This is a genomic window from Herbiconiux sp. 320_LB, from assembly GCF_059691755.1.
Genome location: NZ_JCAWAD010000001.1, coordinates 701,581 through 725,703, shown reverse-complemented (window position 1 = coordinate 725,703; position 24,123 = coordinate 701,581). Strand labels below are relative to the sequence as shown.

Below are 24,123 nucleotides of genomic sequence, written 5' to 3'. Positions count from 1 at the left end.
GGGCAGACAAAGGAGGCCTCTCATGGCTGGTTCGTACTCCGACGGAGGATTCAATGGTGGCGGTTTCGGCGGCTTCGGCTCCGGCATGAACACCGACGGCATCTGGCAGGCGATGGAGCAGTTCCGCGCCCGCTTCGAGAAGAAGGCCGGCAGCCGTGTCGGCAAGGGCGACGTGCGCGCCGCGGTGCTCGCGCTCCTCGCCGAGCAGCCGATGCACGGGTACCAGATCATCAACGAGATCGAGGAGCGCAGCGGCGGCAGCTGGAAGCCCAGCGCCGGCTCGGTCTACCCGACCCTGCAGCTGCTCGCCGACGAGGGGCTCGTGAGCTCGGAGGAGTCGAACGGCCGCAAGACCTACGCCCTCACCGAGGCCGGCCTCGTGGTCGCCGCCGCCGAGAGCGCGAAGTCGCCGTTCGCCCGTGACGACGCCGAGACCGGCACCGACGGTGAGCGCCGCGACCACTCCGCGCTGCCCAAGGCCGGCTTCGAGCTCGCCCAGGCCGCCGCGCAGGTCGGCCGCACCGGAACCCCGGAGCAGGTCAAGCAGGCCGTCGCCGAGCTCGAAGACGCTCGCCGCCGCCTGTACTCGATCCTCGCTCAGGACTGAGCCGGGTGACATCGATCGACCCGGGCGCTCCCGCGCGCCCGGATCGCGGCGACGCCGTGCCGAGCCCGCAAGAGGCTCGAGCCCGGTATCGCCGCATCCTCCGCTTCGCCGCCTGGAACCTGGCCGTAACGTGGTGGTACGAGCTCTTCCTGCCGCGCATCGGCCTCCTGCGGGTCGCCGAACGCACGCGGTCGCGACGGATGCAGCGCTTCGCGCGCCGGTTCCACGTGCTCGCCGTCGACCTCGGCGGCCTGATGATCAAGGTCGGCCAGTTCATGTCGTCGCGCCTGGACGTGCTCCCGCCCGAGATCACCAAGGAGCTCGAGGGGCTGCAGGACGAGGTGCCCGCCGTCCCGTTCGCGGCCATCCGCGCGCTCGCCGAGGCCGAGCTCGGCATCCCGCTGTCGCGCGCGTTCACCTGGGTCGACGAGACCCCGGTGGCCGCGGCATCCCTCGGGCAGGCCCACCGTGCCCGCCTCGACCCGCTCGACGCCCAGCAGACCGGGCTCGACCGGGTCGTGCTCAAGGTGCAGCGGCCCGGGATCGACAAGATCGTCGAGGTCGACCTCGCGGCGCTCCGCAAGGTGGGCGGCTGGCTCAGCCACGTGCGCCTGGTCTACTCGCGGGTGGATGCGCCGGCGCTGGTCGAGGAGTTCGCCGCGACCAGCCTCGAGGAGATCGACTACCTGCACGAGGCCGCGAGCTCGGTGCGCTTCGCCGAGGAGTTCGCCGGAGACGCCCGGGTGGGCGTGCCCGAGGTCGTTTGGGAGCGCAGCACCCGCCGGGTGCTCACCCTCGAAGACGTCACGGCCATCAAGATCACGGATGCGGCCGGGCTCGCCGCCGCGGGCATCGACCCCGCCGAGGTTGCTCCCGTCTTCGCCGCCGTGATGTTCGACCAGCTGTTCACGAACGGCTTCTTCCACGCCGACCCGCACCCGGGCAACATCTTCGTGACCCCCATCGCGGTGCCGGAGGGGTCGGATGCGAGGCCCTGGCGCCTCACCTTCATCGACTTCGGCATGATGGGCACGGTCCCGGCGAACACCCGTAGCGGGCTGCGCAAGATGCTCATCGCCGCCGCCTCGCGCGACGGCAAGGGCCTGGTCGCCGCCGCGCAAGACCTCGGGGTGCTGCTGCCCTCCGCCGAGACCGACGAGCTCGAGCGGGCCCTCACCCAGCTCTTCGCCCGCTTCGGCGGCATGGGGTTCGCCGAGCTGCGCGAGGTCGACCCGCGGGAGTTCCGCGAGTTCGGCGAGCAGTTCGGGCACGTGGTGCGGTCGCTGCCGTTCCAGCTGCCGGAGAACTTCCTGCTGATCATCCGCGCGATGTCGCTGACCTCGGGCGTCTGCAGCGCGCTCGACCCGACCTTCAACCTCTGGAACTCGGTCGAGCCCTACGCGCAGCAGCTGATCCGCGAGGAGCGCGGCAACCTGGCGCAGGATCTCGGCCGGCAGGCGGTCGAGAACCTCGGCATCGCCTGGCGGCTGCCGGGCCGGGTGGATGCGCTGCTCACCCGCATCGACGAGGGCTCGCTGTCGACGCGCAACCCCGAGCTCGAGCGCCGGGTCGCTCGGGTCGAGCGCGCGATGGGGCGGATCGTGTCGGCCGTGCTCTTCGCGGCGCTGCTGGTGGCGGGCGCGCTGGTGCGAGGCTCGGACGTCGTGTTCGGGACCGTGCTGATCATCGTGTCGGTCGTCCCGCTGCTGCACGCCGTGTTCTCGGGGCGCCGGGGGCGGTAGGGGAGCGGCGGCCGCGGCCGTCAGCGCTCGCGGGTGCGACGGCTGCCGCCGGATCCGCTCTCGCGGGCGGCCCGCGCGTCACGGGCGCCGCGGCCACCTCGTGTGAAGACCAGCGCCAGCGTGCCGCCGACCAGGGCGGCGAGGGCCGCGAAACCCAGGGGCGGGAACTCGACCCAGTCGTCGGGCATGTCCGAGGTCGCCCAGGGGAACAGGATGACCGTGGCCAGCGCCGTCGCCGTGCCCAGCCACCAGACCAGGTCGCGGAAGAAGCCGGGCCCGGTGCGTCGCGTGCCGCGCCGACCCGCACCCACCGCGCTCACGATGCCGAGCAGCAGGGCGAGCGCTCCCAGGGCGACGATCGGCGCGAGCGGGAACGCGTCCCGCACCTGCTGCAGACGGAGGGCCGTCTCGGAGGGACCGGTGAAGGTGCCCGCCGGGAAGTCGGCGAGCACCCCGACGTCGTCGAGCGTGAGCTCGAAGGGATAGCCGGAGTCGCCGTCCTCCTTCAGGTCGAGCGTGGCCGTCGTCGACCCGTCGCGGGAGTCGACGGACCCGGACGGGACCGCGTCGAACGGGATCGCCGTCTCGGCCCACTGGCGGGGGCGGTCGTCGGAGTCGGTGTCCTCCGAGATCCAGCCGGCCGCGCGCTCCTGGGCGTACAGGTCGTCGGAGAGGGTGAAGCGGATGGTGAGGGGCTCGGGGCCGCCGTCGTCGTCCCACGGGTGGTTGCTCTCCCAGCCGTCCAGCAGCGCGGCCCAGCGGATGCGGTCGACGACGGTTCCCGTGTCGTTCTGACCCGGGAGCGCCGGGGCCGCCACGACCGGCGCGGCCGAGGCGTACCGGATCTCCAGGTCGTGCGGCCCGCTCAGCACCTCTGCGAATCGGGTGGTGAGCAGCACGGTGCCGTTCTCGCGCGTGATCGCGTAGGGCGCATCCTCGCCGTCGACCCGCACGGACTCGACCTCGACCCCCAGCTCCTGCCCGGCCACGCGGTCGGACCACTCGCGGGTGAACTGCGGCACCTCGCTGGTCTCGCCGTCGTCGAAGGTCACCTGGAGCGTCTCGGTGACCGCGAGGCGGGCGCGACCGTCGTCGGCGCGGGAGAGCACCGCATCCGCTTCGAAGGAATCGACCTTCTGCCAGTAGGTGCCCGGGAGGTCTCCGGAGTAGGAGAGGTACTCGGGGCTGCGGGGGTAGGGGTTCGGCAGCAGTGCCACCGCCGCGATGGTCGCCGCGACCAGCAGCACCGAGACGGTACGCACGGCGAGCCGGGGGCCGCTCAGGTAGTCGAGGGTGCGCCAGCCGCGGCCGGCATCCGGATCACCGAGCTCGGCCTCGATCAGGGCCGAGACACGACGGCCGGCGTCGCGCGGGTTCTCGAGCAGCACGGCGTAGGGGAGGAGCGCGTCCGTCGGGGCGGTGCGGTCGAGCAGCTGGGTGCGTTCGGCGTAGACGCCGATCCCGCGGAGGTGCTGCTTGACCAGTGCTCCCGAGCGCGTCAGCGGCCGGGCGCTCAAGGCGATCGCCAGCACGATCAGGGCGATCACCGAGGAGATGAGCACGAACGCGGCCGGCCACCAGACGATGGAGAGCGTGGTCTGGTGCGAGAGCTGGCGCACGATGCCCCACTGCAGCACGGTGAGCGCGAGGGGGGCGGCGATGAACAGGTCGCGCACGAAACCGGTCGGCACCCGGCGGAGCCCGCGGGAGAACTGGATGCGCCGTTCGGCCGCGGTGAGGAAGCCGCGGCGGGCGCGGACGGCGTCTCCGGCCCGGCCGGCGCGTCGCGCGGCGCGCGCGGCGGCCCGGAGCAGCGGTGGCCGGTCGCGCTTGCGGGCGTCTGAGGCGGCGTCGAGGGCGGTGGCGAGTTCGAGCGTCGCCGAGCGGCGCAGCACCTGGGCGGCCAGGCGCGGGCCGACTCCCTTCGGCGGGGTCGACTGGGCCACGAACCACGGCCGGCCGCGCGCGTCGCTCCAGGCCACGGCGCGGGCGGCGAGCGCGAGCAGCAGCGTCGCGAGCAGGATGACGAGCGGAAGCACCGGCCCGAAGGTCTGCAGCAGGAACAGCGGGGTCGGCGGCGGCATCGTCAGGGTGCCGGGGGCGAACGCCATCGAGAAGCCGGCGCTGGCGTGCGGCGGGAGGTTCTGGTCGTTGGTGAAGCCGTAGGTGACGGTGCCGGGCGGGCCCGGTCTCTCGGGATCGGGGTCGAGCCAGTCGCCGCCGCCGATGATGCTCCAGCTGACGGAGGCGCGCGGCTGCCGCACGAGGGCGTCGGCCAGTTCGTCGGAGATGCTGACGCTGACGTCGATGCCGGCGACCGCCTGGGGCCACGACGGGCCGAAGACGTCCCAGGCGAGCAGGTCGACGTCGCCGCCGGTGGCTTTGTCCTCCTTGACGTAGGCGAGGTCGTGGAGGGTGTAGCTGAGGGTGAACTCGTGGTCGCCGTCGAGGCGGGTGCCGCCGGGCTCGTCGAGCGTGAGGGTCAGCTGGTCGGGGCTGCTGGCGCGGCTCGGCTCGATCGGGGTGCCGTCGAGGGTGGCCACGACGTCCGTGGGGTCGAGCGCGTGACCCTGGTACTCGGTGGGCAGCACCCGCACGATCCCGTGCTCGTCGACGTCGTCGGGGAAGAAGGCGCCGATCGTCTCGGTGACCGCGGCCGTCAGTCGCCCGTCGTCGCCGCGCTCGACGACGTAGTCGACGTCGAAGCTGCGCGCGATCCAGCGGTCGGTGGCGTGGGAGGCCGAATCGGTGATGTCGTCGAGGGTGAGCGGAGGGTTGATCACCGGGCCGAAGAGCAGCACCCCGCCCGCGAGTCCGATCGCGGCCCAGAACGCGACCAGCCCGAGCCGGAGCCGGGGGCCGCCGTGCGACCGCAGCCACGCCTCGAGGGCGAGCAGCCAGCGCGAGAGCAGCGCCCAGAGGGGGGTGTGGCGTGGGGCCGGGTCAGGGATGCGGTCGGCGGGGTCAACGTTCGCGCCGGCATGCTGCCGCGTCTCGTCATCCGCCCCCGTCACGCCCTCGAGTCTAGAAGGATGCGCGCCCGCCTCCGCGCGATGAAGCGTCACCCGGCTGTGATCCGACATGTCGTCGGTGAGCCGTGACCCGCTACCGTAAGGGCAGCGCGAGGGGAGACCAGGGCGATGCCCCGGCGGCGCGGGCGAGGCGGGCGCGACATGGACGGACAGACGATCGGGCGCGGCGTCGAGCCCCCGCGGCATGTCGGTGCCGAGAGGTCGCGCGGACCCCACCCTGCACACGGCGGGATGATGCGCGCTCGGTGTCTGGTGGTCGCGGTTGCGCTCGGCACGGCGCTCCTCGGTTCGCTCGCAGTCGGTGCAGCGCCGGCAGGCGCGGTGACACCGGTGGCCGGCGCGAGCATCGAGGTGTCATCGACGAGTGCGGTGGCATCGATAGTGGGCACGGGAGACGCACCGGTCGTGTCGTCGACGCTGACCGAATTGGCGGCATCCGGAATCAGCGGCGTCGGAGCTGACAGCGGGGGATCGGACGGCACCCAGAGCATCCCCGGCGCTTTGCGGATCGCGGAGGGGCGGGTGACGGTGACGATCCTGTTCGAGGCGCCGCCCGCGGCATCCGTCGTCGAACGGATCGCCTCGTGGGGCGAGGTGCAGCGCGTGGGCACGGTCTACCCGGTCGTCACTGCGGCGCTGCCCCCGTCGCGGTTCGTCGAGGCCGGCGGGCTGCCGGGCGTGGTGTCGGTGCAGCCGGTGCGGGCGCCATTCGTCGGAGATGGCGCAGACGCGGACGACCTCGTCACCGCTCGCGGTGGGACGACGGGCGAGGACCAGGCGGACACCACAGCATCGGCGGGCGACGGGTCCGCCGGCTGCCGGGCGATTCCCGTCGAGGCCGACGGGCCACTGCAGGCGGCGATCGCTCGGCAGACCTTCGACGTCGACGGGGAGGGCGTGACGGTCGGCATCATCTCCGACTCCTTCGCCACGTCGACGAGTGCCGCGACCTCGCCCGCCCTCGACGTCGCCCTGGGGAGCCTGCCCGGGCCCGGCAACCCGTGCGGGTACGAGACGCCGGTGACGGTGGTCTCCGAGTCGGCGTCGCCGGCGGGGGACGAGGGGCGCGCGATGGCGCAGCTCGTGCACGGGGTCGCGCCGGGGGCGAGGCTTCTGGTCGCGAGTGGCGATCCGGACGTCTACGCGTTCGTCGACGCCGTTCAGCAGCTCCGCGACGCGGGAGCGGACATCATCGTCGACGACCTCGGCTACGACGAGGACGGCTTCTACCAGCAGGGGATCACGGGGCAGGCGATCGACCGCTCGGCCGCGTCCGGGGTGGTGCACCTGTCGTCGATCGGCAACTCGAACGGCGTCGGCGCCGCCGGGACTCCGAGTGAGGGGCTGCCGATCGGATCGTGGGAGACCGGGGCGTACCGGCCGACCGCGTGTTCCGCATCCGTTTCCGTTGATGCGACGGGGCCCGTCGACTGCGCCGACTTCGACCCGGGACCCGGCGTGGACCCGACCGACACCCTCACGATCGCGGGGGACGCCGACCTCTCGGTGATCACGCAGTGGGCCGAGCCGGCCGACGGGGTCGCGAGCGACTTCCACCTCGAGTTGCGGGATGCGGGCGGGGCGCTCGTCGCGCGGTCGAACCGCGACGATCCGCGGCTGCCGCTGACGGTGCTCGAGGGCAGGACGCCCGCCGGCCCGGCGCAGGACTACGACCTCTCGATCGTGCGCCGGGTGCCGATCGGTGCGACGGATTCCGTCGTCGCCGCGTCCGCCGCGGCCGCGCTGCCGGCCGTGAAGTTCGTGACGTGGCACGGGCGGCTCAAGATCCTGTCGGCCGAGTACGACCGCAGTGCAGGCGACGACACCGTCGGACCGACCGCCTTCGGTCACATGATCGACAGCGCCTCGGTGGGGGTGGCGGCGGCCGACTTCCGCACGCCGGCGGTTCCCGAGGCGTTCAGCTCGTTCGGGCCCGGAACGCATGTCTTCGGGCCGGTCCGCGCGGAAGGCGGGGGGCCCGCCGAACGGCTTGCGGTTCCCCAGGTCTTCCAGGGCCCGCTCGTCACCTCGGTCGACCGCACCCGCACGAGCTTCTTCGGAACCATCACCAAGGACGGCTATCGCTTCACCGGCACCTCGGCGGCCGCTCCGCACGCGGCGGCCGTGCTCGCGCTGGCTCTTCAGTACGACCCCACCGCCGATCCGGCCGCCCTGGCGCGCAGGATGGTGGACACCGCGGCGCCCATGACGAACCCCTACCCCGGACTCGACTCGCGCTACGTCGTCGGTACCGGCCTGACGGATGCGACGAGTCTCCTCGCCTCCCTCCCCGCGCCGACTCCCACTCCGACTCCCAGCCCGGCCGTGGCGCCCACCCCTGCCTCGACCCCGGCAGGCACATCCGGCCCCGCAACGCTGGCCGCTACGGGTATCGCGGCGTCGGGCTCCGGTGCCGGTCCGTCGACCGCCGACGTCGCTCTGACCGCGCTGCTCATGCTCGGCGCCGGCACCGGCATCCGCCTTCGTCGCGCCCGCGCGGCGGGAGGATCGCGCCGGGCCGCCCGGGGTGGGAGGCTGAGGGCATGACCGACTGGGACGGCGCACGGTACGCCGCGATCGCGGACCTCCAGCACGACGTCGGGCGCCGGTTCGTCGCCGAGCTCGACCCGCCGGCGGGCGCCCGGGTGATCGACGCCGGGTGCGGCGACGGGTTCGTCACCCGCCTGATCGCCGCGCGGCCCGAGGTCGCCGCGGTGCTCGGCTTCGACCCCTCGCCGCTGATGATCCGCGCGGCCGCTCGACCCCGCATCCCGGGATCGAGTTCGTCGAGGCCGACGTCACGACCCTCGCCCTCGACGACCACGTGCGGCCGTTCGACCTCGCCGTGTCGCTGAACGCCCTGCACTGGGTGCGCGACTCGGTCGCCGCGCTGACGCACCTGAGCGACGCGGTGAATCCGGATGGCGGGGTCGTCGTCCAGCTCGTCTCCGAGGGCGAGCGGCTCTCGATCGAAGACGTCGCCTACGCCGTCGCCACCGACCCGACCACGCCGTGGGCCGAGCGGTTCGCGGGCTTCCGGGGTCCGCACGTGCACCTCACCGCAGGTGAGTGGCGCGACGTCGCGCGCGCCGCCGGGCTCGTGGTCGACGACCCCGCCGAGCGCGACCTCGCCTGGGACTTCGGCACGGCCGAGGAGTTCCGCGCCTGGTGCGCCCTCGGCTTCACCGCCTACACCGACCGCCTCGCGCCCGAGCAGCGCGACGCGTTCTTCACCACCGTGACGGATGCCTACGGCCGGGCGACCGGTTCGGACCACGTGTTGGGCTTCCTCCAGCTCCGGATGAAAATGCGCCGCGCGGCGTGACGGCGCGGGCAAGCGCGCTCGGCGTGACGACGAGAGCCCGACCCGGCCGCGGGCGGGCGGGACGCGTCGGCGATGAGAGCATGGGGGCATGACCGCAACGCTCGTCGCCAAGGGCCTGGCCGGAGGCCACGACCACCGCACCCTCTTCAGCTCGCTCGATCTCGTGGTCGCCCCCGGCGACGTCGTCGGCGTGGTGGGCGCGAACGGGGCGGGCAAGTCGACGCTCCTGCGCATCCTCGCCGGCATCGACCGGCCTCAGGAGGGCAGCGTCGCCCTCGCGCCCGCCGACGCCTTCATCGGCTGGTTGCCGCAGGAGCACGAGCGGGTGCCCGGCGAGACCGTCGCCGAGTACGTCGGGCGCCGCACCGGCACGACGGCCGCGACGCGGGAGATGGATGCCGCGGCCGAGGCGCTCGGGTCGACCGAGCCCGTCGCATCCGGTGCCCCCGACCCCGCCGACGTCTACTCGACGGCCCTCGAGCGCTGGCTCGCGAGCGGTGCCGCCGACCTCGAGGAGCGGCTGCCCGTCGTGCTCGGCGAACTCGGGCTCGGCGCCGAGCTGACGGCGGATGCGCTGATGACTTCGCTCTCCGGCGGGCAGGCGGCGCGCGTCGGCCTCGCCGCGCTGCTGCTCTCGCGCTTCGACATCGTGCTGCTCGACGAACCCACCAACGACCTCGACCTGGACGGGCTCGAGCGGCTGGAGGCGTTCATCCGGGGCCTGCGCGGTGGGGTGGTGCTGGTCAGTCACGACCGCGAGTTCCTGGCACGGAGCGTCACCCGCGTGCTCGAGCTCGATCTGGCGCAGGGCAGCAACCGGGTCTACGGCGGCGGGTACGACGCCTTCCTCGAGGAGCGCGCGGTCGCGAAGCGGCACGCCCGGGAGGAGTACGAGGAGTTCGCCGCCAAGAAGGACGACCTCGTCTCGCGGGCCCGCACCCAGCGCGAGTGGTCGAGCCAGGGCGTGCGCAATGCGATCAAGAAGGCGCCGGACAACGACAAGATCCGCCGGAAGGCCTCGGCCGAGTCGAGCGAGAAGCAGGCGCAGAAGGTGCGGCAGATGGAGAGCCGCATCGCGCGGCTCGACGAGGTCGAGGAGCCGCGCAAGGAGTGGCAGCTGCAGTTCACGATCGGGTCGGCGCCGCGCTCGTCGACGGTGGTCTCGACGCTGTCGGCCGCGACGGTGACCCGCGGCCCGTACACGCTCGGCCCGGTGTCGGTGCAGGTGGATGCGGGGGACCGGATCGGCATCACCGGCCCGAACGGCGCCGGCAAGTCGACGCTGCTGGCCCTGCTGCTCGGCCGGCTCGCGCCGACCACCGGCACCGCGAGCCTCGGCACCTCGGTCGCGGTAGGGGAGATCGACCAGGCGCGGGCGGTGCTGGCGGGCGCCGGCGCGGGTTCTGTCGTCGGCGCGGGTACGGCCTCGACCCCGGCCGCTCGTCCCGTCTCCCTCGCCGAGGCCTTCGAGGCGCAGGTGCCGACCTGGCCGGTCGCCGAGGTGCGCACGCTGCTGGCGAAGTTCGGGCTCAAGGCCGACCACGTGAACCGGCCCGTCGACGAGCTCTCACCGGGCGAGCGCACCCGCGCGGGCCTCGCGCTGCTGCAGGCGCGGGGGGTGAACCTGCTCGTGCTCGACGAGCCCACGAACCACCTCGACCTCGTGGCGATCGAGCAGCTCGAGGAGGCCCTCGAGTCGTACACCGGCACCCTCCTGCTCGTCACCCACGACCGCCGGATGCTCTCCACCGTCACCCTGAACCGCCACTGGCACGTCGCCGCCGGCCAGCTCACCGAGTCCTGAACCGAAGCCTCAGGCACATGCACACGCTCAGGCGGCCGAAGCCCCCCAAGGCTCAGGGGCGGAAGGGGCGGAAGAAGTCGCGGAGCTCCTGCGCGTAGAGCTCGGGCTGCTCGATCGGCGCGAAGTGACCTCCGCGGGCGGGCTCGGTGACGCGGACGGTGTTCGCGGTGCGGTCGATCCAGGCGCGCGGAGGCTGCAGCAGGTCGCCGGGGAACAGCGAGAACCCGCTCGGCACCTCGACCCGACGGCCGAGCTGCTCGGGCGGGAGCGCCGCGTTGGCGTGGTACATCCGCATCGATGAGCCGATCGTGCCGGTCAGCCAGTAGATGGTGAGGTTCGTCAGGATCTCGTCGCGCGTGTACACGCTCTCGAGGGCGCCCGACGGCCGGAGGTCGCTCCAGCCGTGCAGCTTCTCGACGATCCAGGCCGCGAGCCCGGCCGGCGAATCGGTCAGCCCCACCGCGGCGGTCTGCGGCTTCGTGCGATGCATCGCCGCGTAGGCGCCCTCGGTCGTGTTCCAGGCCGCGGCGCGGGCGACGAACTCGTGCTCCTCGGCCGTGAGCTCGGTGCCCGCGGGCGCGACCGGGATGCCGGCGTCCATCCGGTGCACCGCCACGACGCGGTCGGGCTGGTCCAGCGCGAGGTAGCGGCTCACGTGGCTGCCGATGTCGCCCCCGGCCACCAGGAAGCGCTCGTGACCGAGCCCGGTCATGAGCTCGGCCCAGAGCGCGGCGACCTCGCGCGAGTTCAGCGGCTCGGCCGGGATCTCGGAGTAGCCGTAGCCCGGCATGTCGGGCACGATCACCTCGAAGGCGTCGGCCGGGTCGCCGCCGTGGGCGCCCGGGTCGACCAGCAGGGGGATGACCTTCGAGTAGCGCCAGAACGAGTCGGGCCAGCCGTGGCCCAGCAGCACCGGGAACGGTGACGCACCCCGTTCATCCGGAACCGCGTGCACGACGTGGATGCCGAGCCCGCCGACGCGGGCGCGGAAATGCGGCAGCCGGTTCAGCGCCGCCTCCTGGGCCGCCCAGTCGAATCCGACGGCCCAGTACTCCACGAGGTCGCGGAGGACGCTCAGCTCGACGCCCATTCCCCAATCGGCATACGCCTGGTCGTCGGGCCAGTGCGTCGCCCTGAGCCGTGCCCTCAGATCCTCGAGCGCGGCCGCGGAGGTGGACAGGGCGAACGGCTCGATCGGGAGCGACACGGGGGACATGCCCTCACGCTACGCCCCGGGCGGCGGCGCCGTCGTGCCCCGGATGACGAGCTCCACCGGCAGCCCGACCGACTCGATGCCCGCGGTCGATCCCGCCTCCACCGCCTCGATCAGCAGCTCGGCCGAGAGCCGCCCGATGCCGAGCATGTCCTGGCGCACGGTGGTGAGACCCGGGGTGACCACCGAGGCCATGTCGACGTCGTCGAAGCCGACGACCGAGACGTCCTCCGGCACCCGGATGCCCTCCTCCCGCAGCCGGCGCATCGCGCCGATGGCCATGAAGTCGTTGCAGGCGAACAGGGCGGTGAACCGCACCTGGTTGGCGAGCAGGTCCGACACCAGCCGGTAGCCCGAGTCGAGCTCGAAGTCGCCGTGCAGCACGAGGGCGTTCGGGAACGACTCCCGGATGCCCTGCACCCGCTGCACGGTCGAGTGCAGCCCCGCGAAGCCCGCGAGGATGACGGCCCGGGTGTGCCCGAGGTCGCGGAGGTGCCGCCCGAGGGCCTGCGCGCCCCAGTAGTTGGTCGAGGTCACCGAGGGCACGCCCGGCAGCTCGGCGATGTCCTCGTCGGCCAGCACGATCGGCGAGGAGGAGCCGGCGATCTTCATCAGCTCGTCGGTGGGGGAGATCTCCCGGCTCGCGGTGTAGACCAGCCCCTCGATCGACCGCGTGCGCAGCAGGTTGAAGCAGCGCTTCTCACGCCGGGGATCCGAGTTCGAGGTGCTGCAGATGATCAGACCGTAGTCGTGCTCGTTCGCCAGCTCCTCGACGCCCCGTGCGATCCGCCCGAAGTACCAGTGCGAGATGTCGGGAACCGCGAGCCCGATCATCCGGCTCCGGCCCGACTTGAGCCGCCGGGCACCCGCGTCGGGCACATAGCCGAACTCGTCGATGAGACGACGGATGCGCAACGCGGTCTCCGGATTGACCGGTCGCTTGCCCGAGAGCGTGTGCGACACCGTGGTCACGCTCACCCCGGCGGCGGCAGCGATCTGCTGCATCGTCCAGGGCTTGGCTGAGGCGTCGGTCACGGGTACACAGTAGCCGAGGTCTATAGGCCGCCAGAGCGGATCCGCCACAGTCGTGCAAAACGTGTTGCGTACCGACCTTGCGCGGCGCATGCCGTGGGTTCGCGCCGTTTACACGGCAGAAACAAGGAGTAATCGGCTCGAAACAGACGCCCCGTAGTGTCGTGCCCACACCAGGATGCAAAACGGTTTGCAATCGGCATCGCGCCGCCGCTCCGTCCCTCCCGATCACCCCCCGGCACCATCCCGAACGCACCGAGGAGATTCCATGACCTTCCGCCCCATTCCGCGCCGCGGCCTCCGCGTGGCCGTCACCGCGACCGCGCTCGCCGCGTCGATCGCCCTCCTCGCGGGCTGCGCGTCGTCCGGCTCCTCCGACGCCGGTTCGAGCGACAGCGGCGAGCTGACGCCGATCACGCTGCAGACCTCGTGGATCCCGCTCGTGCAGTTCGGCGGCAGCTACGTCGCCGCGAGCGAGGGGTACTACGCCAAGAACGGCGTCGACGTCGACATCCTGCCCGGCGGGCCGGACGTCGACTCGATGGCCGCCGTCGCCTCGGGTCAGGCCGACATCGGCATGGCGAACGCCGACACTGTGGCCCGCGCGAATGAGCAGGGCGCCGATCTCGTGATCATCGCCGCCGGGTTCCAGAAGAACCCGCTGGCCATCCTCTCCAGCCCCGACAAGCCGATCGCCACCCCCGCCGACATGGCCGGCAAGAAGATCGGCGTCCCGGCCGGCGACGAGGCGGCTCAGGATGCGCTGGTCGAGGTCAACGGTGTCGACGCCTCCCAGGTCAGCACCGTGCCCGTCGGCTTCGACGTCGCCCCGCTGGTCTCGGGCGAGGTCGACGGCCTGTGGGTGTTCTACTCCGAGCAGCCGATCGCCTACGAGCAGGCCACCGGCAAGCAGGGCACCGTCTTCCTCACCGCCGACTACGGCCTCGACGTGTACGCGCAGGTCTACGCCGTGACGCGCGCCTCGCTCGAGGATCCGGCGAAGAAGACCGCGATCGAGGGCTTCCTCAAGGGCGAGATCGAGGGCTGGCAGAACTACGTCGCCGACCCGACCGAGGCGGTCGAGCTGACCGTCAACGACTACGCGAAGGACGGCGGCCTCACGATCGAGGAGCAGACCAAGCAGGCGCAGCTGCAGATGGACCTCCTGGTCACCCCGGAGACCGAGAAGAACGGTCTGCTGACGATCTCGGACGAGGGGATCGCGAAGAACATCAGCACGCTGACCACCCTGGGGATCACGGGCGTCGACGAATCGCTCTTCGACACCTCGGTGCTGACCGACGTCTACGCCGGTTCGAACACGATCGGCTAGCCCCGTGGACGGCTCCGGATTCACCCTCTCCAACCTGACGAAGGTCTACTCGTCGAAGAAGCGCGACGTGCTGGCGCTGGACGACGTGTCGCTGGCCGTGCCCGAAGGCTCCTTCACGGCGCTGCTCGGCCCCTCGGGCTGCGGCAAGTCGACCATCCTCCGGATCCTGGCCGACCTCGAGTCGTACTCGGCCGGGGAGGTGACGATCCACGGCGAGAGCCCGGCGGCCATCCGCCGGGCCCACCGGCTGGGGCTGGCCCTGCAAGACCCCTCGCTGCTGCCGTGGCGGAGCGTCCGCGACAACATCCGGCTGCCCGGCCAGGTGATGCGCACGACCATCCCGAAGACGCGCATCGACGACCTCATCTCGCTGGTGGGGCTGGACGGGTTCGCGGATGCGCGCCCGGCCCAGCTCTCCGGCGGGATGCGGCAGCGGGTCGCGATCGCGCGCGCCATCGTGGCGGAGCCGGAGATCCTGCTGCTGGACGAACCGTTCGGAGCCCTCGACGAGATCACGCGCCAGCGCATGAACGAGGAGCTGCAGAAGCTCTGGTCGGCCACCTCGGCCACGGCGCTGCTCGTGACCCACTCGATCTCGGAGGCGGCCTTCCTCGCCGACCGGGTGATCGTGATGTCGCCGCGGCCGGGCCGGATCGTGGGTGACATCACCCTCGACTTCCCACGGCCCCGCCGGCGCGAGCTGCTCTCCACGCCCGAGTTCCACGCGGTCTGCGACGAGCTGAGCGCGATGCTGCACGCGGGCAGCGACGAGGAGGATGCCGCGTGACGAGCGTCACCCACCCGCACGACGGCGTCCCGCCGGACGGCCACCCGCACGACGGCCACTCGCACGACGGCAACCCGCGTGACAGGGCGCAGGGAGCAGACCGCTCCCACGACCGGGAGGCCCGCCGCACCGCGGCCATCGCCACCGAACGCGCCCGCGCCGGTCGCGAGTCCCGCCGCCGCACGGTGAACGGCTGGGTCACCACCCTCGTGGCGAGCGTGGTGCTGCTGGTGCTCTGGGAGGTGGCGGCCGACCTGTGGCTCACCCGGCTGGGCGTGCTCGCCTCGCCGACCGCGATCATCCAGAGCCTGGTCGAGAACCCCTCGCTGTACTGGGGTGCGACCAGCGCCACGGCGTGGGTCGCCCTCCGCGGCTGGTTCTGGGGCAACCTCGCGGCCGTGCTCGTCGCCATCCTCTTCGTGCAGGTGCCCGCCTTCGAATCCCTGTTCCTGCGCCTCGCGCTGGCCCTGTTCTGCCTGCCGCTCGTGGCGGTGAACCCGCTGCTCCAGCTGACCTTCGACCCCGACACGGCGAAGGTGGTGCTGGCCGCCCTCTCGGTGTTCTTCACCACCCTCGTGGGCACGATGCTCGGCCTCCGCTCCGCCGACGGCGGCCCGCTGACGATGGTCACGGCCTGGGGCGGCCGCTCGATCAGCGGCTTGCGCTTCGTGCGACTGCCCTCGGGGATCCCCGCCATCCTCACCGGGCTCCAGATCGGCGCCGCCGCCGCCGTCCTCGGAGCGGTCTTCGGCGAGTTCATCGGCGCCAAGGCCGGGCTCGGCGTGCTGCTGATCAACGGGCTGATGTCGCTCGACCTCGCCCGCGTCTGGTCGGTGGCGCTGCTGGCCACCGTGATGGCCGCGGTGCCCTACGGCGTCTTCGGGCTGCTGCGACGGGTGCTCACCCCGTGGTCGGCCTCGATCTCCACCGCCGCGCAGCCCGCACGCCGGTCGAGCCGATCCGCCGCCGGCCGGTTCGCGACGGCCTTCGCCTGGACCGTCGGCTCGATCGCCGTCATCCTGCTGGCCTGGTGGCTCTACCTGATCGTCTTCGACATGTCGCCCTTCGTCGGCAAGTCGCCGGTCGACGTGCTGAACTACCTGTTCCTCTCCGACAAGGCCGGCGAGAACCGCACGGTCATGCTCGACGCGCTCGGGGCCACCCTCGTGCACGCGGGGGTCGGTTACTTCGCGGGGCTGCTCATCGGCATCGGCGCCGCGGTGTCGTTCGTGACCTTCCCGGTGGTCGAGCGCGTGCTCACCCCGCTCGCGGTGGCGCTGCGCTCGGTGCCGATCATCGTGCTCATCCCGGTGCTGATCCTCGCGCTGGGACGCGGACTCGGCGGCGTGGTCGCGATCACCGCGATCGTCACCTTCTTCCCGACCCTCGCCAACACGCAGGGCGGGCTGAAGCGGGTGCCGGCCGACGCGTTCATCCTCATGCGCAGCTACGACTCCTCGACCTGGTCGACGCTCTGGCGGCTGCAGCTGCCCTACACGCTGCCGGCGATCTTCGCCTCGGCGCGGATCGCCGCCCCGACCGCCGTGCTCGCCGCCACGCTGGCCGAGTGGCTGGCCACCGGCGACGGCCTGGGCCACGCGATCGTCAGCGCCCGGGCGCACTCGGACTACACCGGGCTCTGGGCCGCCGCGGCGATCCTCACCGCGGTCTCGCTGATCTTCTACAGTCTTGTCAGTTGGGCCGAGCGCGTGGTGCTCTCGCGCTACGCACCCTCGCAGGTCGGCTGACCGGGCCCCGACCCGACCCCGACCCGAACCGTTCGAAAGGAACCACCATGGCCACCCCTCACATCGGCGCCGAAGCCGGCGACTTCGCCGAGGACGTGCTGATGCCCGGCGACCCCCGCCGCGCCAAGCTGATCGCCGAGACCTTCTTCGACTCGCCCCGCCTGGTCACCGAGGTGCGCGGCATCCTCGGCTACACCGGCACCTTCGAGGGGAGACCGGTCTCGGTGCTCGCCTCCGGCATGGGCATGCCGTCGATGGCGATCTACGCCACCGAGCTCGCCCGCCACTACGGCGTGAAGCGCATCGTGCGGGTCGGCACGATCGGCGGCATCGCCCCGTTCCTCGAACTCGGCGACGTCATCGCCGCCTCGGCCGCCCACACGAACTCGGCCATGACCAGTCAGTGGGTGCCGGGTGTCACGCTCAGCCACGCGCCGTCGTTCGGCCTGCTGCGGAAGGCGGTGGAGTACGGCGAGGAGACGGGCCGGCGCATCCACGTCGCCCCGCTGTTCACCACCGACGCCTTCTACAACCCCGACGAGGAGCTCGTGCCGCGACTGCTCGCCTACGGCACCATCGGCATCGACATGGAGGCGGCGGGCCTCTACGCCGTGGCGCTCAAGGAGAGCTTCGAGGCGCTGATGGTCGGCACGGTGAGCGACCTGCCGGGTTCGGAGATGACCGCGGCCGAGCGCGAGGCCACCTTCGAGAACATGGTCTCGTTCGGGCTGGCGGCGTTCCGATGAGCGCGGCCGAGCAGGGCCTGGGCGCCCCGACCGCGGAACCGGCCGACCTGGTCGTCACGGGCGCGACCGTGCTGGTGCACGACGCCGCCGGCGCGGTGTCGTTCGAGCCCGGGAAGACCGTGGTCATCCGCGACGGCGTGATCGAGTCGGTGACGGATGCGCGGGACGCGTCGGGTGCATCCGTCACGCCCCCCGCCGCGCGCGAGACCATCGACGCGGAGGGCATGGTCGCCATGCCGGGCCTGATCAACTGCCACACGCACACCCCCATGGTGATGTTCCGCGGCGCAGCCGAGGACATCGAGCCCGAGCGCTGGTTCAACGAGTTCATCTGGCCGATGGAGGTGAACCTCACCGATGACGACGTCGAGCTGGCCACGCGGCTGGCCGCGGCCGAGATGATCCGGAGCGGGGTCACCACCTTCGCCGACCACTACTTCAGCATGGACAGGATCGCGAAGGTCACCGAGGAGACCGGCCTCCGGGGCGTGCTCGGCTCGACCTACTTCTCCTCCGACGGCGAGGCGGGGCTCGAGCGCTCGCTGGAGTTCGCGACCCGCTGGAACGGCGCCGCGGGAGGCCGCATCACCACGGCGCTCGCGCCGCACGCGCCTTACACCGTGACCGACGACGACCTCGCCCGCACGGCCGCCGCGGCACAGGAGCACGACCTGCTCGTGCACATCCACGCCTCGGAGGGCCGTTCGCAGACCGTGCACAGCCGCGAGCGCACGGGCCTCACACCGATCGGCGTGCTGGAGCGGACGGGCCTGCTCGACGGCAAGGTGCTGATCGCCCACGGCATCGGCATCGTGCCGGAGGACATCCCGTTGCTGGCCCCCATGGTCGCCGAGGGGCGCATCGGCGTCGGCAGCGGCCCGAAGGGGTACCTGAAGAACGGGCTGGAGACGACCCCGGTGCGGCTGCTGCGCTCGGCCGGGATCCCGGTGGGGCTCGCCACCGACGGAGCCGCCTCGAACAACACGCTCGACGTCTGGGAGTCGATGACGTACATGGCGCTGGTGCAGAAGGCCGTCGAGAACGACAACAGCTGGCTCACCTCGGGCGAACTGCTCGGCCACGCGACGACGCAGAGCGCCGCCGCCGTGCAGCTCGGGTCGTCGATCGGCCGGATCGCCCCGGGGTACCGGGCCGACCTCATCCTGGTCGACCTCTCCGAGCCCCGCGTGCAACCCGTGCACGACGTCGCGAACACGCTGGTCTACAGCGCGCGGTCGAACGACGTCGACACCACGATCGTCGACGGGCGCGTGCTGATGCGCGGCAAGCGCGTGCTGACGGTCGACGTGCCCGAGGTCGTCGCGGAGCTGCAGCCGCGGCTCGCGCGACTGACCGACCGCACGCACGGCAAGAGCATCCAGAACTACGACGCCTAGCCCTCCCGAGGGGCGCGCCCGGTGAGGCGGCGCCCCTCGGCGCGGCGGCTCGGGGCGCCCCCGGCCGGGCCTAGCCCTTCGGCAGCGTGCCGAGGAAGTCGGCGAGCACCGCGAGGGAGGCCTCCACGGTGGCGTCGAGGATCGCCTCGCCCTTCGCCGCCGTGGCGGTCGAGGGATCACCGAAGACGCCGGAGGGCGAGAACGGGTGCAGCTGCATCGGCCGCGTGCCGAAGTCGCTCGGGAAGGCCGGGTAGACCGAGACGTAGCGCTCGGGGTGCACCAGCGAGGGATCGATGGCGAGCATGATCGAGGTCTCGATCTCCTCGGCGTGGTTGAGGCCGGGCGCGGCCGGCGCGCTCTCGCGCACCCGCTCGATCGCCGCATCCATGCCGGGGTAGTCGAGCGCGATCGCCGGCAGCACGCCCTCGTCGTTCAGGATGCGCACGGCCGAGTACAGCGGCTGACGGTTGCCCCAGTCGCCGTTGACGATCACGAGCCCTCCCGCGCCCGATCGCACGAGCGAGCGCCCGAGGTCGACCGCGATCGCCGTGACGGTCGCGGCCGAGAGACCGACGGTGCCCGGGTAGCCGGCGTTGTTCCAGGTGTCGCCGTAGTGGATGGGCGGCAGCAGCACCGCGTCGAGCCGGTCGGCGAGCCGTCGGGCGACCTCGGCGGCGGTCGCGGTGTCGGTGCCGAGCGGCAACTGCGGTCCGTGCTGCTCGAGCGCGCCGAACGGCAGGATCGCCGGTGCGCCGGTGCGCTCGAAGTGCGCGGCCACGTCGGGCCAGGGGGAGTCGTAGGCGGAGATCACGGTGCGTACTCCTGGATCGTGCCGCGGGAGCGGTCGGTGAGCTCGGGGATGCGCCGGGCCAGCTCCTCGGCCGCCGCCGCGGTGTCGATCGTGGTGAGGCGCCCGTGCTCGACCAGCACCCGGCCGTCGACGAGCACGGTCGTCACGTCGCTCGACTTGACGCTGAGCACCAGGGCGGCCGCGAGGTCGTGCATCGGCTGCAGGTGCGGCTTCTGCAGGTCGATCAGCACGATGTCGGCGCGGTGGCCGGCGACGATCGCGCCGAGCGAATCCTCGAGACCGAAGGTCGCGGCGCTCTGCCGGGTCGCCAGGTCGAGGGCGTGGGCCGAGGTCAGCCAGGTGGCGTCCCGCAGGTCCTCCTTCTGCTTCAGCGACATCATCCGCATGCTCTCGAGCACGTCGAGGGTGTTGTGGGAGGCCGGTCCGTCGGTGCCGAGACCCACCGTGATCCCGGCGTCGTGCAGCATCCGCACCGGGGTCGTGCTGTGCGCGTGCTTCATGTAGACCTTCGCGCACGAGGCGACCGCGACCCGGTCGGCCCAGGGCACGAGCCACTCGAGGTCGCTCTCGACGATCCCGGCGCCGTGGGCGATGATCGCCCCGGTCTCGAGGATGCCGGTGTCGTGCAGCACCTGCACCGGGGTGCGCCCGATCCGCGCGAGGCTCGACTCGGTCTGCGCGAGGCTCTCCGCGGCGTGGATGTGGGTGCGCACGCCGAGCCGGCGGGCGTGCTCGGCGGTCTTCTCGAGGTCGGGGTCGGTGACGGTGTAGGTCGCGTGCGGGCCCATCGCCGTGGTGATGCGACCATCGGCCGCGCCGTTCCAGCGCTCGGCGAAGGCGGCCGACTTCTCGATGCCGGCCTCGCCCTCGCTGGAGAAGAAGGTGGAGGCGAGGAGTGCGCGCCCGCCGCTCGCCGCGACGACCTCGGCGATGCGGTCGGTCGAGAAGTAGTGGTCGGCGAAGTTCGTGACCCCGGCCAGCAGCATCTCGCCCACCGCGAGCTGGGCGCCGAGCGTCACGTCGCGCTCGGTGAGGTTCACCTCCATCGGCCAGATGTACTTGTTGAACCACTCGTTCTGCGGCACGTCCTCGGCCGAGCCGCGGAACATCGTCATCGGCGAGTGCGTGTGCGAGTTCATCAGTCCGGGGATCGCCACCTGGCCCCGGCCGTCGATCACCGTGGCGCGGGCGAGCACACCGGGCTCCACGTCGGCGGTCGGCCTCACCCAGGCGATGGCGCCCGAGCGGATGCCGATGGCGTGGTCGGCGAGAAAGGTCGCCGTGCCGCGGGCCGCGGTGTCCTCGCGGGGCAGCTGGGGGTAGCCGGGGGCCGGCCGGGTGGTGCGGGTCAGCACCGTGGCGCCGACGATCACGGTGTCGACCGATGCGGTGCGGACCGATGCGGTGTCGGCAGGCGCGGTGCCGGGTGCGGTGTCGGCAGGGGCGGTGTCGACGGGGGCGGTGCCGGGTGCGGTGTCGCTCATCGGAGCTCCTCACCCGCGAGCCAGCGCACCGTGCGGTCGAAGAGCGGGCCGTACCCCTCCCAGGCCAGGAAGCCCGGCGGCGCCCAGTGCGGCGCGAGGTCGGAGGTGAACGCTCCGGTGCGCCCCTGGCCGTACCCGTCGACGACGAGCAGCGGATGCGCGGCGCAGCTCGCGAGGAGGGTCGCGCCGTCGCGCACCACGACCTCGTTGAGGCCGAGCAGCGCGGGCCAGCTGGCGTCCAGGCCCTCGGTGATCGGATGCGGTGCCTCCAACACGGGCGCGGCCCCGGCCGTGAGCTCGACCCGGTCGTCGCGGTCGAGCACGGTCACCGGCAGAGCCTCGGCCAGTGCTGTGCGCCCCCAGCGCGCCTTCGCGTCGATGCCCGAGAACGTCAGGTACCCGCCGACCATCAGCAGGCCGCCGCCGGTCTCGGCGAAGCGGCGCAGCGCCTCGATCCGGTCCGGCTGCACCTCGGAGCGGCCGAAGGTGGCGGGCGGCAGCTGGAAGGTGCTCGCCCCCACATCCGAGAGCACGATCACGTCGGCGAGGGCGTGCAGCTCCTCGGCCGTGCCCGGAACCCGCGTCGTGATCTCGTGGCACGGGATGTGCGTCACCTCGTGACCGGCCGCACGCAGTGCCGCCACGAACTCGACGCCGCCCTCCTCGTACTCCGAGGTGGTGAAGGAGTCGAAGCCCTTCTGATGGATGGAGTGGACGAACCAGGATTCGCCGAGGAGCAGCACACGCGACACGGGCCGGGCCTTTCGAGAGGGAACGAGGGGACGAGTGGACGAAGGGGCGGGGTGGGGACGGAGAGGGCGCCGGGGCTCAGGGCCTGGTCGAGCCGCCCGGCACCAGACGGGGGGCGAGGCTGACCCGGCGGGCCACGCGGTCGGCGCCCCGGCCGATGGAGTCGATGAGCAGCCTGACCGACTCGCGGCCCATCTCGGGCCAGGGATGCCGGAGCGTGGTGATCGAGTGGTCCTCCCGGCCGGGGGAGAGATCGAGCAGACTCGCGACCTGCACCGAATCCGGCACGGCGACCCCGCGCATCCGGAGCACGGCGAGCACGCCGGAGGCCACGTCGTCGTTGGCGCAGATCAGGGCGTCGGGGAGCGCGGCGGGCCCGGCGGTGAGGCGTTCGGCGGTGCGGATGCCCCCTTCGAGCACGGCTCCGGCGAACTCCGCGGCCGAAACGGCGATGCCGTGGCCGGTCGCCGCCGACTGCAGGGCGCGGAGCCGGCGGGCGTCGGCCGGTGCCTGCTCGTCGAGCCCGACCACCAGGATGCTCCGCACGGCCCGGTCGGCGAGGTGGGAGATCAGCATGCCGGTGGCGCGATCCTCGTCCAGGCCCACCGAGTCGGAGCGATCGGTCTCGACGAAGCGGCCCACCTGCACCACCGGCACCGTCCCGGCCGCGTCGATCGCCTCGCGGCTCACCTCGAGCGAGGGCGGGCAGATGATGATCCCGTCGACCCGCCGGCCGAGCAGTGACTCGATGTTCTCGGTGTCGTGCACCGCATCCGGCTCGGAGTAGCGGAGCACGAGCGACAGGTCGTGCTGCTCCAGACCGTCGCTCACCGACTCGATCAGCGCCGAGAGGAAGCTCGTCGCGTAGCGCGGGAGCACCAGCCCGACCGTCTCGGTGCGCTGGAGGCGGAGGGAGCTCGCGACCGTATTGCGCCGGTAGCCGAGCGAGCGGCTCGCCTCGCGCACCTTGCGCTGCAGGTCGACCGAGACGGGTCGGGCTCCGGTGAGGGCGCGCGACGCCGTGGCGACGCTCACCCCGGCGCGCTCGGCGACATCGGCCAGCGTCGGCTGCTCGGGATCCATGCGGCCAGACTAGGGCACGCGGATCACGAATCCTGCAATCGTTTGCCCGTGATTGCTCAGCTTAAACACGCCGGAAACACGGCAGTAACGCCGTAGCAACGGGTGACCCGAACACTGGAGAGAACTTTCCCGGCACTATGCTCGCTTTTGCTTGCAATCGATTTCCCAAGGAGTTCCATGTCATTCTCCCGAAAGCTGGTGGCCCTCGGCGGCACCGCGCTGGCCGCCTCCCTCGTCCTCACCGGCTGCTCCGGCACCACGGCCAGCACGCAGTCCAGCGCCTCGGCCGACAGCCCCACGATCGCCATGCTCTACGGCACCACGGGTGACTTCTCGTTCATGGACAGCGCTTACAAGGGCTTCACCGACGCGCAGTCGACCAACGACTTCACCCCGCTGGACCTGTCGAGCCCCAACACCGACGACTACCAGGACCGCCTCGACCTCGCCATCTCGCAGGGCGCCGGGCTGGCGATCGGCATCGGCTTCCAGTACGCGACGCCGATGGAGCAGACCACCGATCACCCCGACACCAAGTTCGTGGCCGTCGACATCGACAAGGGCACCTCGATCCCGGACGTGACCACCATCTCGTTCGCGGCCGAGCAGTCCTCCTACCTCGTCGGCGTCGCGGCGGCGCTCACCTCGAAGACCGGCCACGTCGGCTTCATCGGCGGCGTCGACCAGCCCAGCATCCAGAACTTCTTCGTCGGCTACGAGGCCGGCGCCAAGTCGGTCGACCCCGCGATCGTCGTCGACAAGACCTACCTCGCCCCGCTCGGCGACTTCACCGGCTTCTCCGACCCCACCAAGGGCAAGGAAGCGGCGGCCACCATGTACGCCGGCGGTGCCGACGTGATCTACGCGGCGGCCGGCGGATCGGGCCAGGGCGTCTACGAGCAGGCCGCTGCCTCCTCGACCTCCGCCCAGAAGAACTGGGCCATCGGGGTCGACGGCGACGTCTACAGCCAGGTCGACGACTCGATCAAGCCCTACATCCTCACCTCGGCGATCAAGAACGTCAACGTGGCGGTCGAGGACTCGATCTCGGCCTTCCTCGACGGCACCCTCGAGCCGGGCGAGCAGGACTTCGACCTCTCGAACGACGGCGTCGGCTACGCCACCACCGGTGGCTTCCTCGACGCCTACAGCACCCAGCTGGAGAAGGCGAAGCAGGACATCATCGACGGCACCATCACCGTGCCGACCGCGGTCTGACACCCGTCCGA

Annotated in this window: 19 protein-coding genes; 12 read left to right on the top strand and 7 right to left on the bottom strand. The window is 72.1% G+C overall.

From position 1 onward, the window contains the following. Positions 1 to 22 precede the first annotated feature (22 nt). Together AC59HU_RS03300 and AC59HU_RS03295 are read left to right on the top strand one after the other, a co-directional pair. Positions 23 to 607: a PadR family transcriptional regulator gene (locus AC59HU_RS03300; protein WP_497221903.1), complete on the top strand. Its 585-nt coding sequence runs from the start codon at positions 23 to 25 to the stop codon at positions 605 to 607. A 14-nt stretch (positions 608 to 621) separates the two neighbouring features. Continuing rightward, entirely contained in the window at positions 622 to 2,349 is a 1,728-nt protein-coding gene (locus AC59HU_RS03295) for an ABC1 kinase family protein (protein ID WP_497222074.1), read from the top strand. A gap of 20 nt (positions 2,350 to 2,369) precedes the next feature. On the opposite strand, the gene AC59HU_RS03290 is transcribed toward AC59HU_RS03295, so the two are convergent. Then, positions 2,370 to 5,363 (bottom strand): DUF2207 domain-containing protein, encoded by a 2,994-nt coding sequence (locus AC59HU_RS03290; protein WP_497221902.1) that lies wholly within the window; start codon positions 5,361 to 5,363, stop codon positions 2,370 to 2,372. Positions 5,364 to 5,750: 387 nt separating this feature from the next. On the opposite strand from AC59HU_RS03290, the gene AC59HU_RS03285 reads away from it, so the two are divergent. From AC59HU_RS03285 to AC59HU_RS03270, 4 genes are all read left to right on the top strand, one after another. Continuing rightward, complete coding sequence (locus AC59HU_RS03285; RefSeq protein WP_497221901.1) at positions 5,751 to 7,928, top strand: S8 family serine peptidase; 2,178 nt, start codon at positions 5,751 to 5,753, stop codon at positions 7,926 to 7,928. Then, positions 7,925 to 8,236 carry a class I SAM-dependent methyltransferase gene (locus AC59HU_RS03280; protein WP_497221900.1) on the top strand — a complete coding sequence of 104 codons (312 nt, stop codon included), beginning with the start codon at positions 7,925 to 7,927 and terminating at the stop codon, positions 8,234 to 8,236. Before AC59HU_RS03285 ends, AC59HU_RS03280 begins: the two co-directional genes overlap by 4 nt. Further along, a complete protein-coding gene (locus AC59HU_RS03275; RefSeq protein WP_497221899.1) occupies positions 8,206 to 8,706 on the top strand; it encodes a class I SAM-dependent methyltransferase in 501 nt (166 codons plus the stop codon). The genes AC59HU_RS03280 and AC59HU_RS03275 overlap by 31 nt, the downstream gene beginning before the upstream one ends. 88 nt (positions 8,707 to 8,794) lie before the next feature. Beyond that, positions 8,795 to 10,510, top strand: coding sequence for an ABC-F family ATP-binding cassette domain-containing protein (locus AC59HU_RS03270; RefSeq protein WP_497221898.1), 1,716 nt, complete (start codon positions 8,795 to 8,797; stop codon positions 10,508 to 10,510). A gap of 52 nt (positions 10,511 to 10,562) precedes the next feature. Here the strand turns inward: AC59HU_RS03270 and AC59HU_RS03265 are convergent, their stop codons facing one another. Beyond that, complete coding sequence (locus tag AC59HU_RS03265; protein ID WP_497221897.1) at positions 10,563 to 11,726, bottom strand: epoxide hydrolase family protein; 1,164 nt, start codon at positions 11,724 to 11,726, stop codon at positions 10,563 to 10,565. Between the two features lie 9 nt (positions 11,727 to 11,735). Beyond that, positions 11,736 to 12,758 carry a LacI family DNA-binding transcriptional regulator gene (locus AC59HU_RS03260; RefSeq protein WP_497221896.1) on the bottom strand — a complete coding sequence of 341 codons (1,023 nt, stop codon included), beginning with the start codon at positions 12,756 to 12,758 and terminating at the stop codon, positions 11,736 to 11,738. Between the two features lie 265 nt (positions 12,759 to 13,023). Here AC59HU_RS03260 and AC59HU_RS03255 point away from each other — a divergent pair, with 265 nt between their 5' ends. From AC59HU_RS03255 to AC59HU_RS03235, 5 genes are read left to right on the top strand one after another with little or no spacing between them, the layout of a single operon-like run. Continuing rightward, positions 13,024 to 14,088 carry an ABC transporter substrate-binding protein gene (locus tag AC59HU_RS03255; RefSeq protein ID WP_497221895.1) on the top strand — a complete coding sequence of 355 codons (1,065 nt, stop codon included), beginning with the start codon at positions 13,024 to 13,026 and terminating at the stop codon, positions 14,086 to 14,088. A gap of 4 nt (positions 14,089 to 14,092) precedes the next feature. Continuing rightward, on the top strand, positions 14,093 to 14,875 hold the full coding sequence (locus AC59HU_RS03250) for an ABC transporter ATP-binding protein (protein ID WP_497221894.1): 783 nt from the start codon (positions 14,093 to 14,095) through the stop codon (positions 14,873 to 14,875). Beyond that, positions 14,872 to 16,623, top strand: coding sequence for an ABC transporter permease (locus AC59HU_RS03245; RefSeq protein WP_497221893.1), 1,752 nt, complete (start codon positions 14,872 to 14,874; stop codon positions 16,621 to 16,623). The genes AC59HU_RS03250 and AC59HU_RS03245 overlap by 4 nt, the downstream gene beginning before the upstream one ends. Positions 16,624 to 16,670: 47 nt before the next feature. Continuing rightward, positions 16,671 to 17,369, top strand: a complete 699-nt coding sequence (locus AC59HU_RS03240; RefSeq protein ID WP_497221892.1) for a purine-nucleoside phosphorylase — start codon at positions 16,671 to 16,673, stop codon at positions 17,367 to 17,369. Continuing rightward, positions 17,366 to 18,766 (top strand): amidohydrolase, encoded by a 1,401-nt coding sequence (locus tag AC59HU_RS03235; RefSeq protein ID WP_497221891.1) that lies wholly within the window; start codon positions 17,366 to 17,368, stop codon positions 18,764 to 18,766. The genes AC59HU_RS03240 and AC59HU_RS03235 overlap by 4 nt, the downstream gene beginning before the upstream one ends. 70 nt (positions 18,767 to 18,836) lie before the next feature. On the opposite strand, the gene AC59HU_RS03230 is transcribed toward AC59HU_RS03235, so the two are convergent. The 4 genes from AC59HU_RS03230 to AC59HU_RS03215 form a co-directional block, all read right to left on the bottom strand. Then, on the bottom strand, positions 18,837 to 19,577 hold the full coding sequence (locus AC59HU_RS03230) for a creatininase family protein (RefSeq protein WP_497221890.1): 741 nt from the start codon (positions 19,575 to 19,577) through the stop codon (positions 18,837 to 18,839). Beyond that, positions 19,574 to 21,061 carry an amidohydrolase gene (locus AC59HU_RS03225; RefSeq protein ID WP_497221889.1) on the bottom strand — a complete coding sequence of 496 codons (1,488 nt, stop codon included), beginning with the start codon at positions 21,059 to 21,061 and terminating at the stop codon, positions 19,574 to 19,576. The genes AC59HU_RS03230 and AC59HU_RS03225 overlap by 4 nt, the downstream gene beginning before the upstream one ends. Continuing rightward, positions 21,058 to 21,813 carry a glutamine amidotransferase gene (locus AC59HU_RS03220; RefSeq protein WP_497221888.1) on the bottom strand — a complete coding sequence of 252 codons (756 nt, stop codon included), beginning with the start codon at positions 21,811 to 21,813 and terminating at the stop codon, positions 21,058 to 21,060. The genes AC59HU_RS03225 and AC59HU_RS03220 overlap by 4 nt, the downstream gene beginning before the upstream one ends. A gap of 76 nt (positions 21,814 to 21,889) precedes the next feature. Continuing rightward, the gene (locus AC59HU_RS03215; RefSeq protein ID WP_497221887.1) at positions 21,890 to 22,894 is read right to left on the bottom strand and encodes a LacI family DNA-binding transcriptional regulator; all 1,005 of its coding nucleotides are present in this window, start codon (positions 22,892 to 22,894) and stop codon (positions 21,890 to 21,892) included. A gap of 177 nt (positions 22,895 to 23,071) precedes the next feature. On the opposite strand from AC59HU_RS03215, the gene AC59HU_RS03210 reads away from it, so the two are divergent. Next, a complete protein-coding gene (locus AC59HU_RS03210) occupies positions 23,072 to 24,112 on the top strand; it encodes a BMP family lipoprotein (protein ID WP_497221886.1) in 1,041 nt (346 codons plus the stop codon). Positions 24,113 to 24,123: the final 11 nt, after the last annotated feature.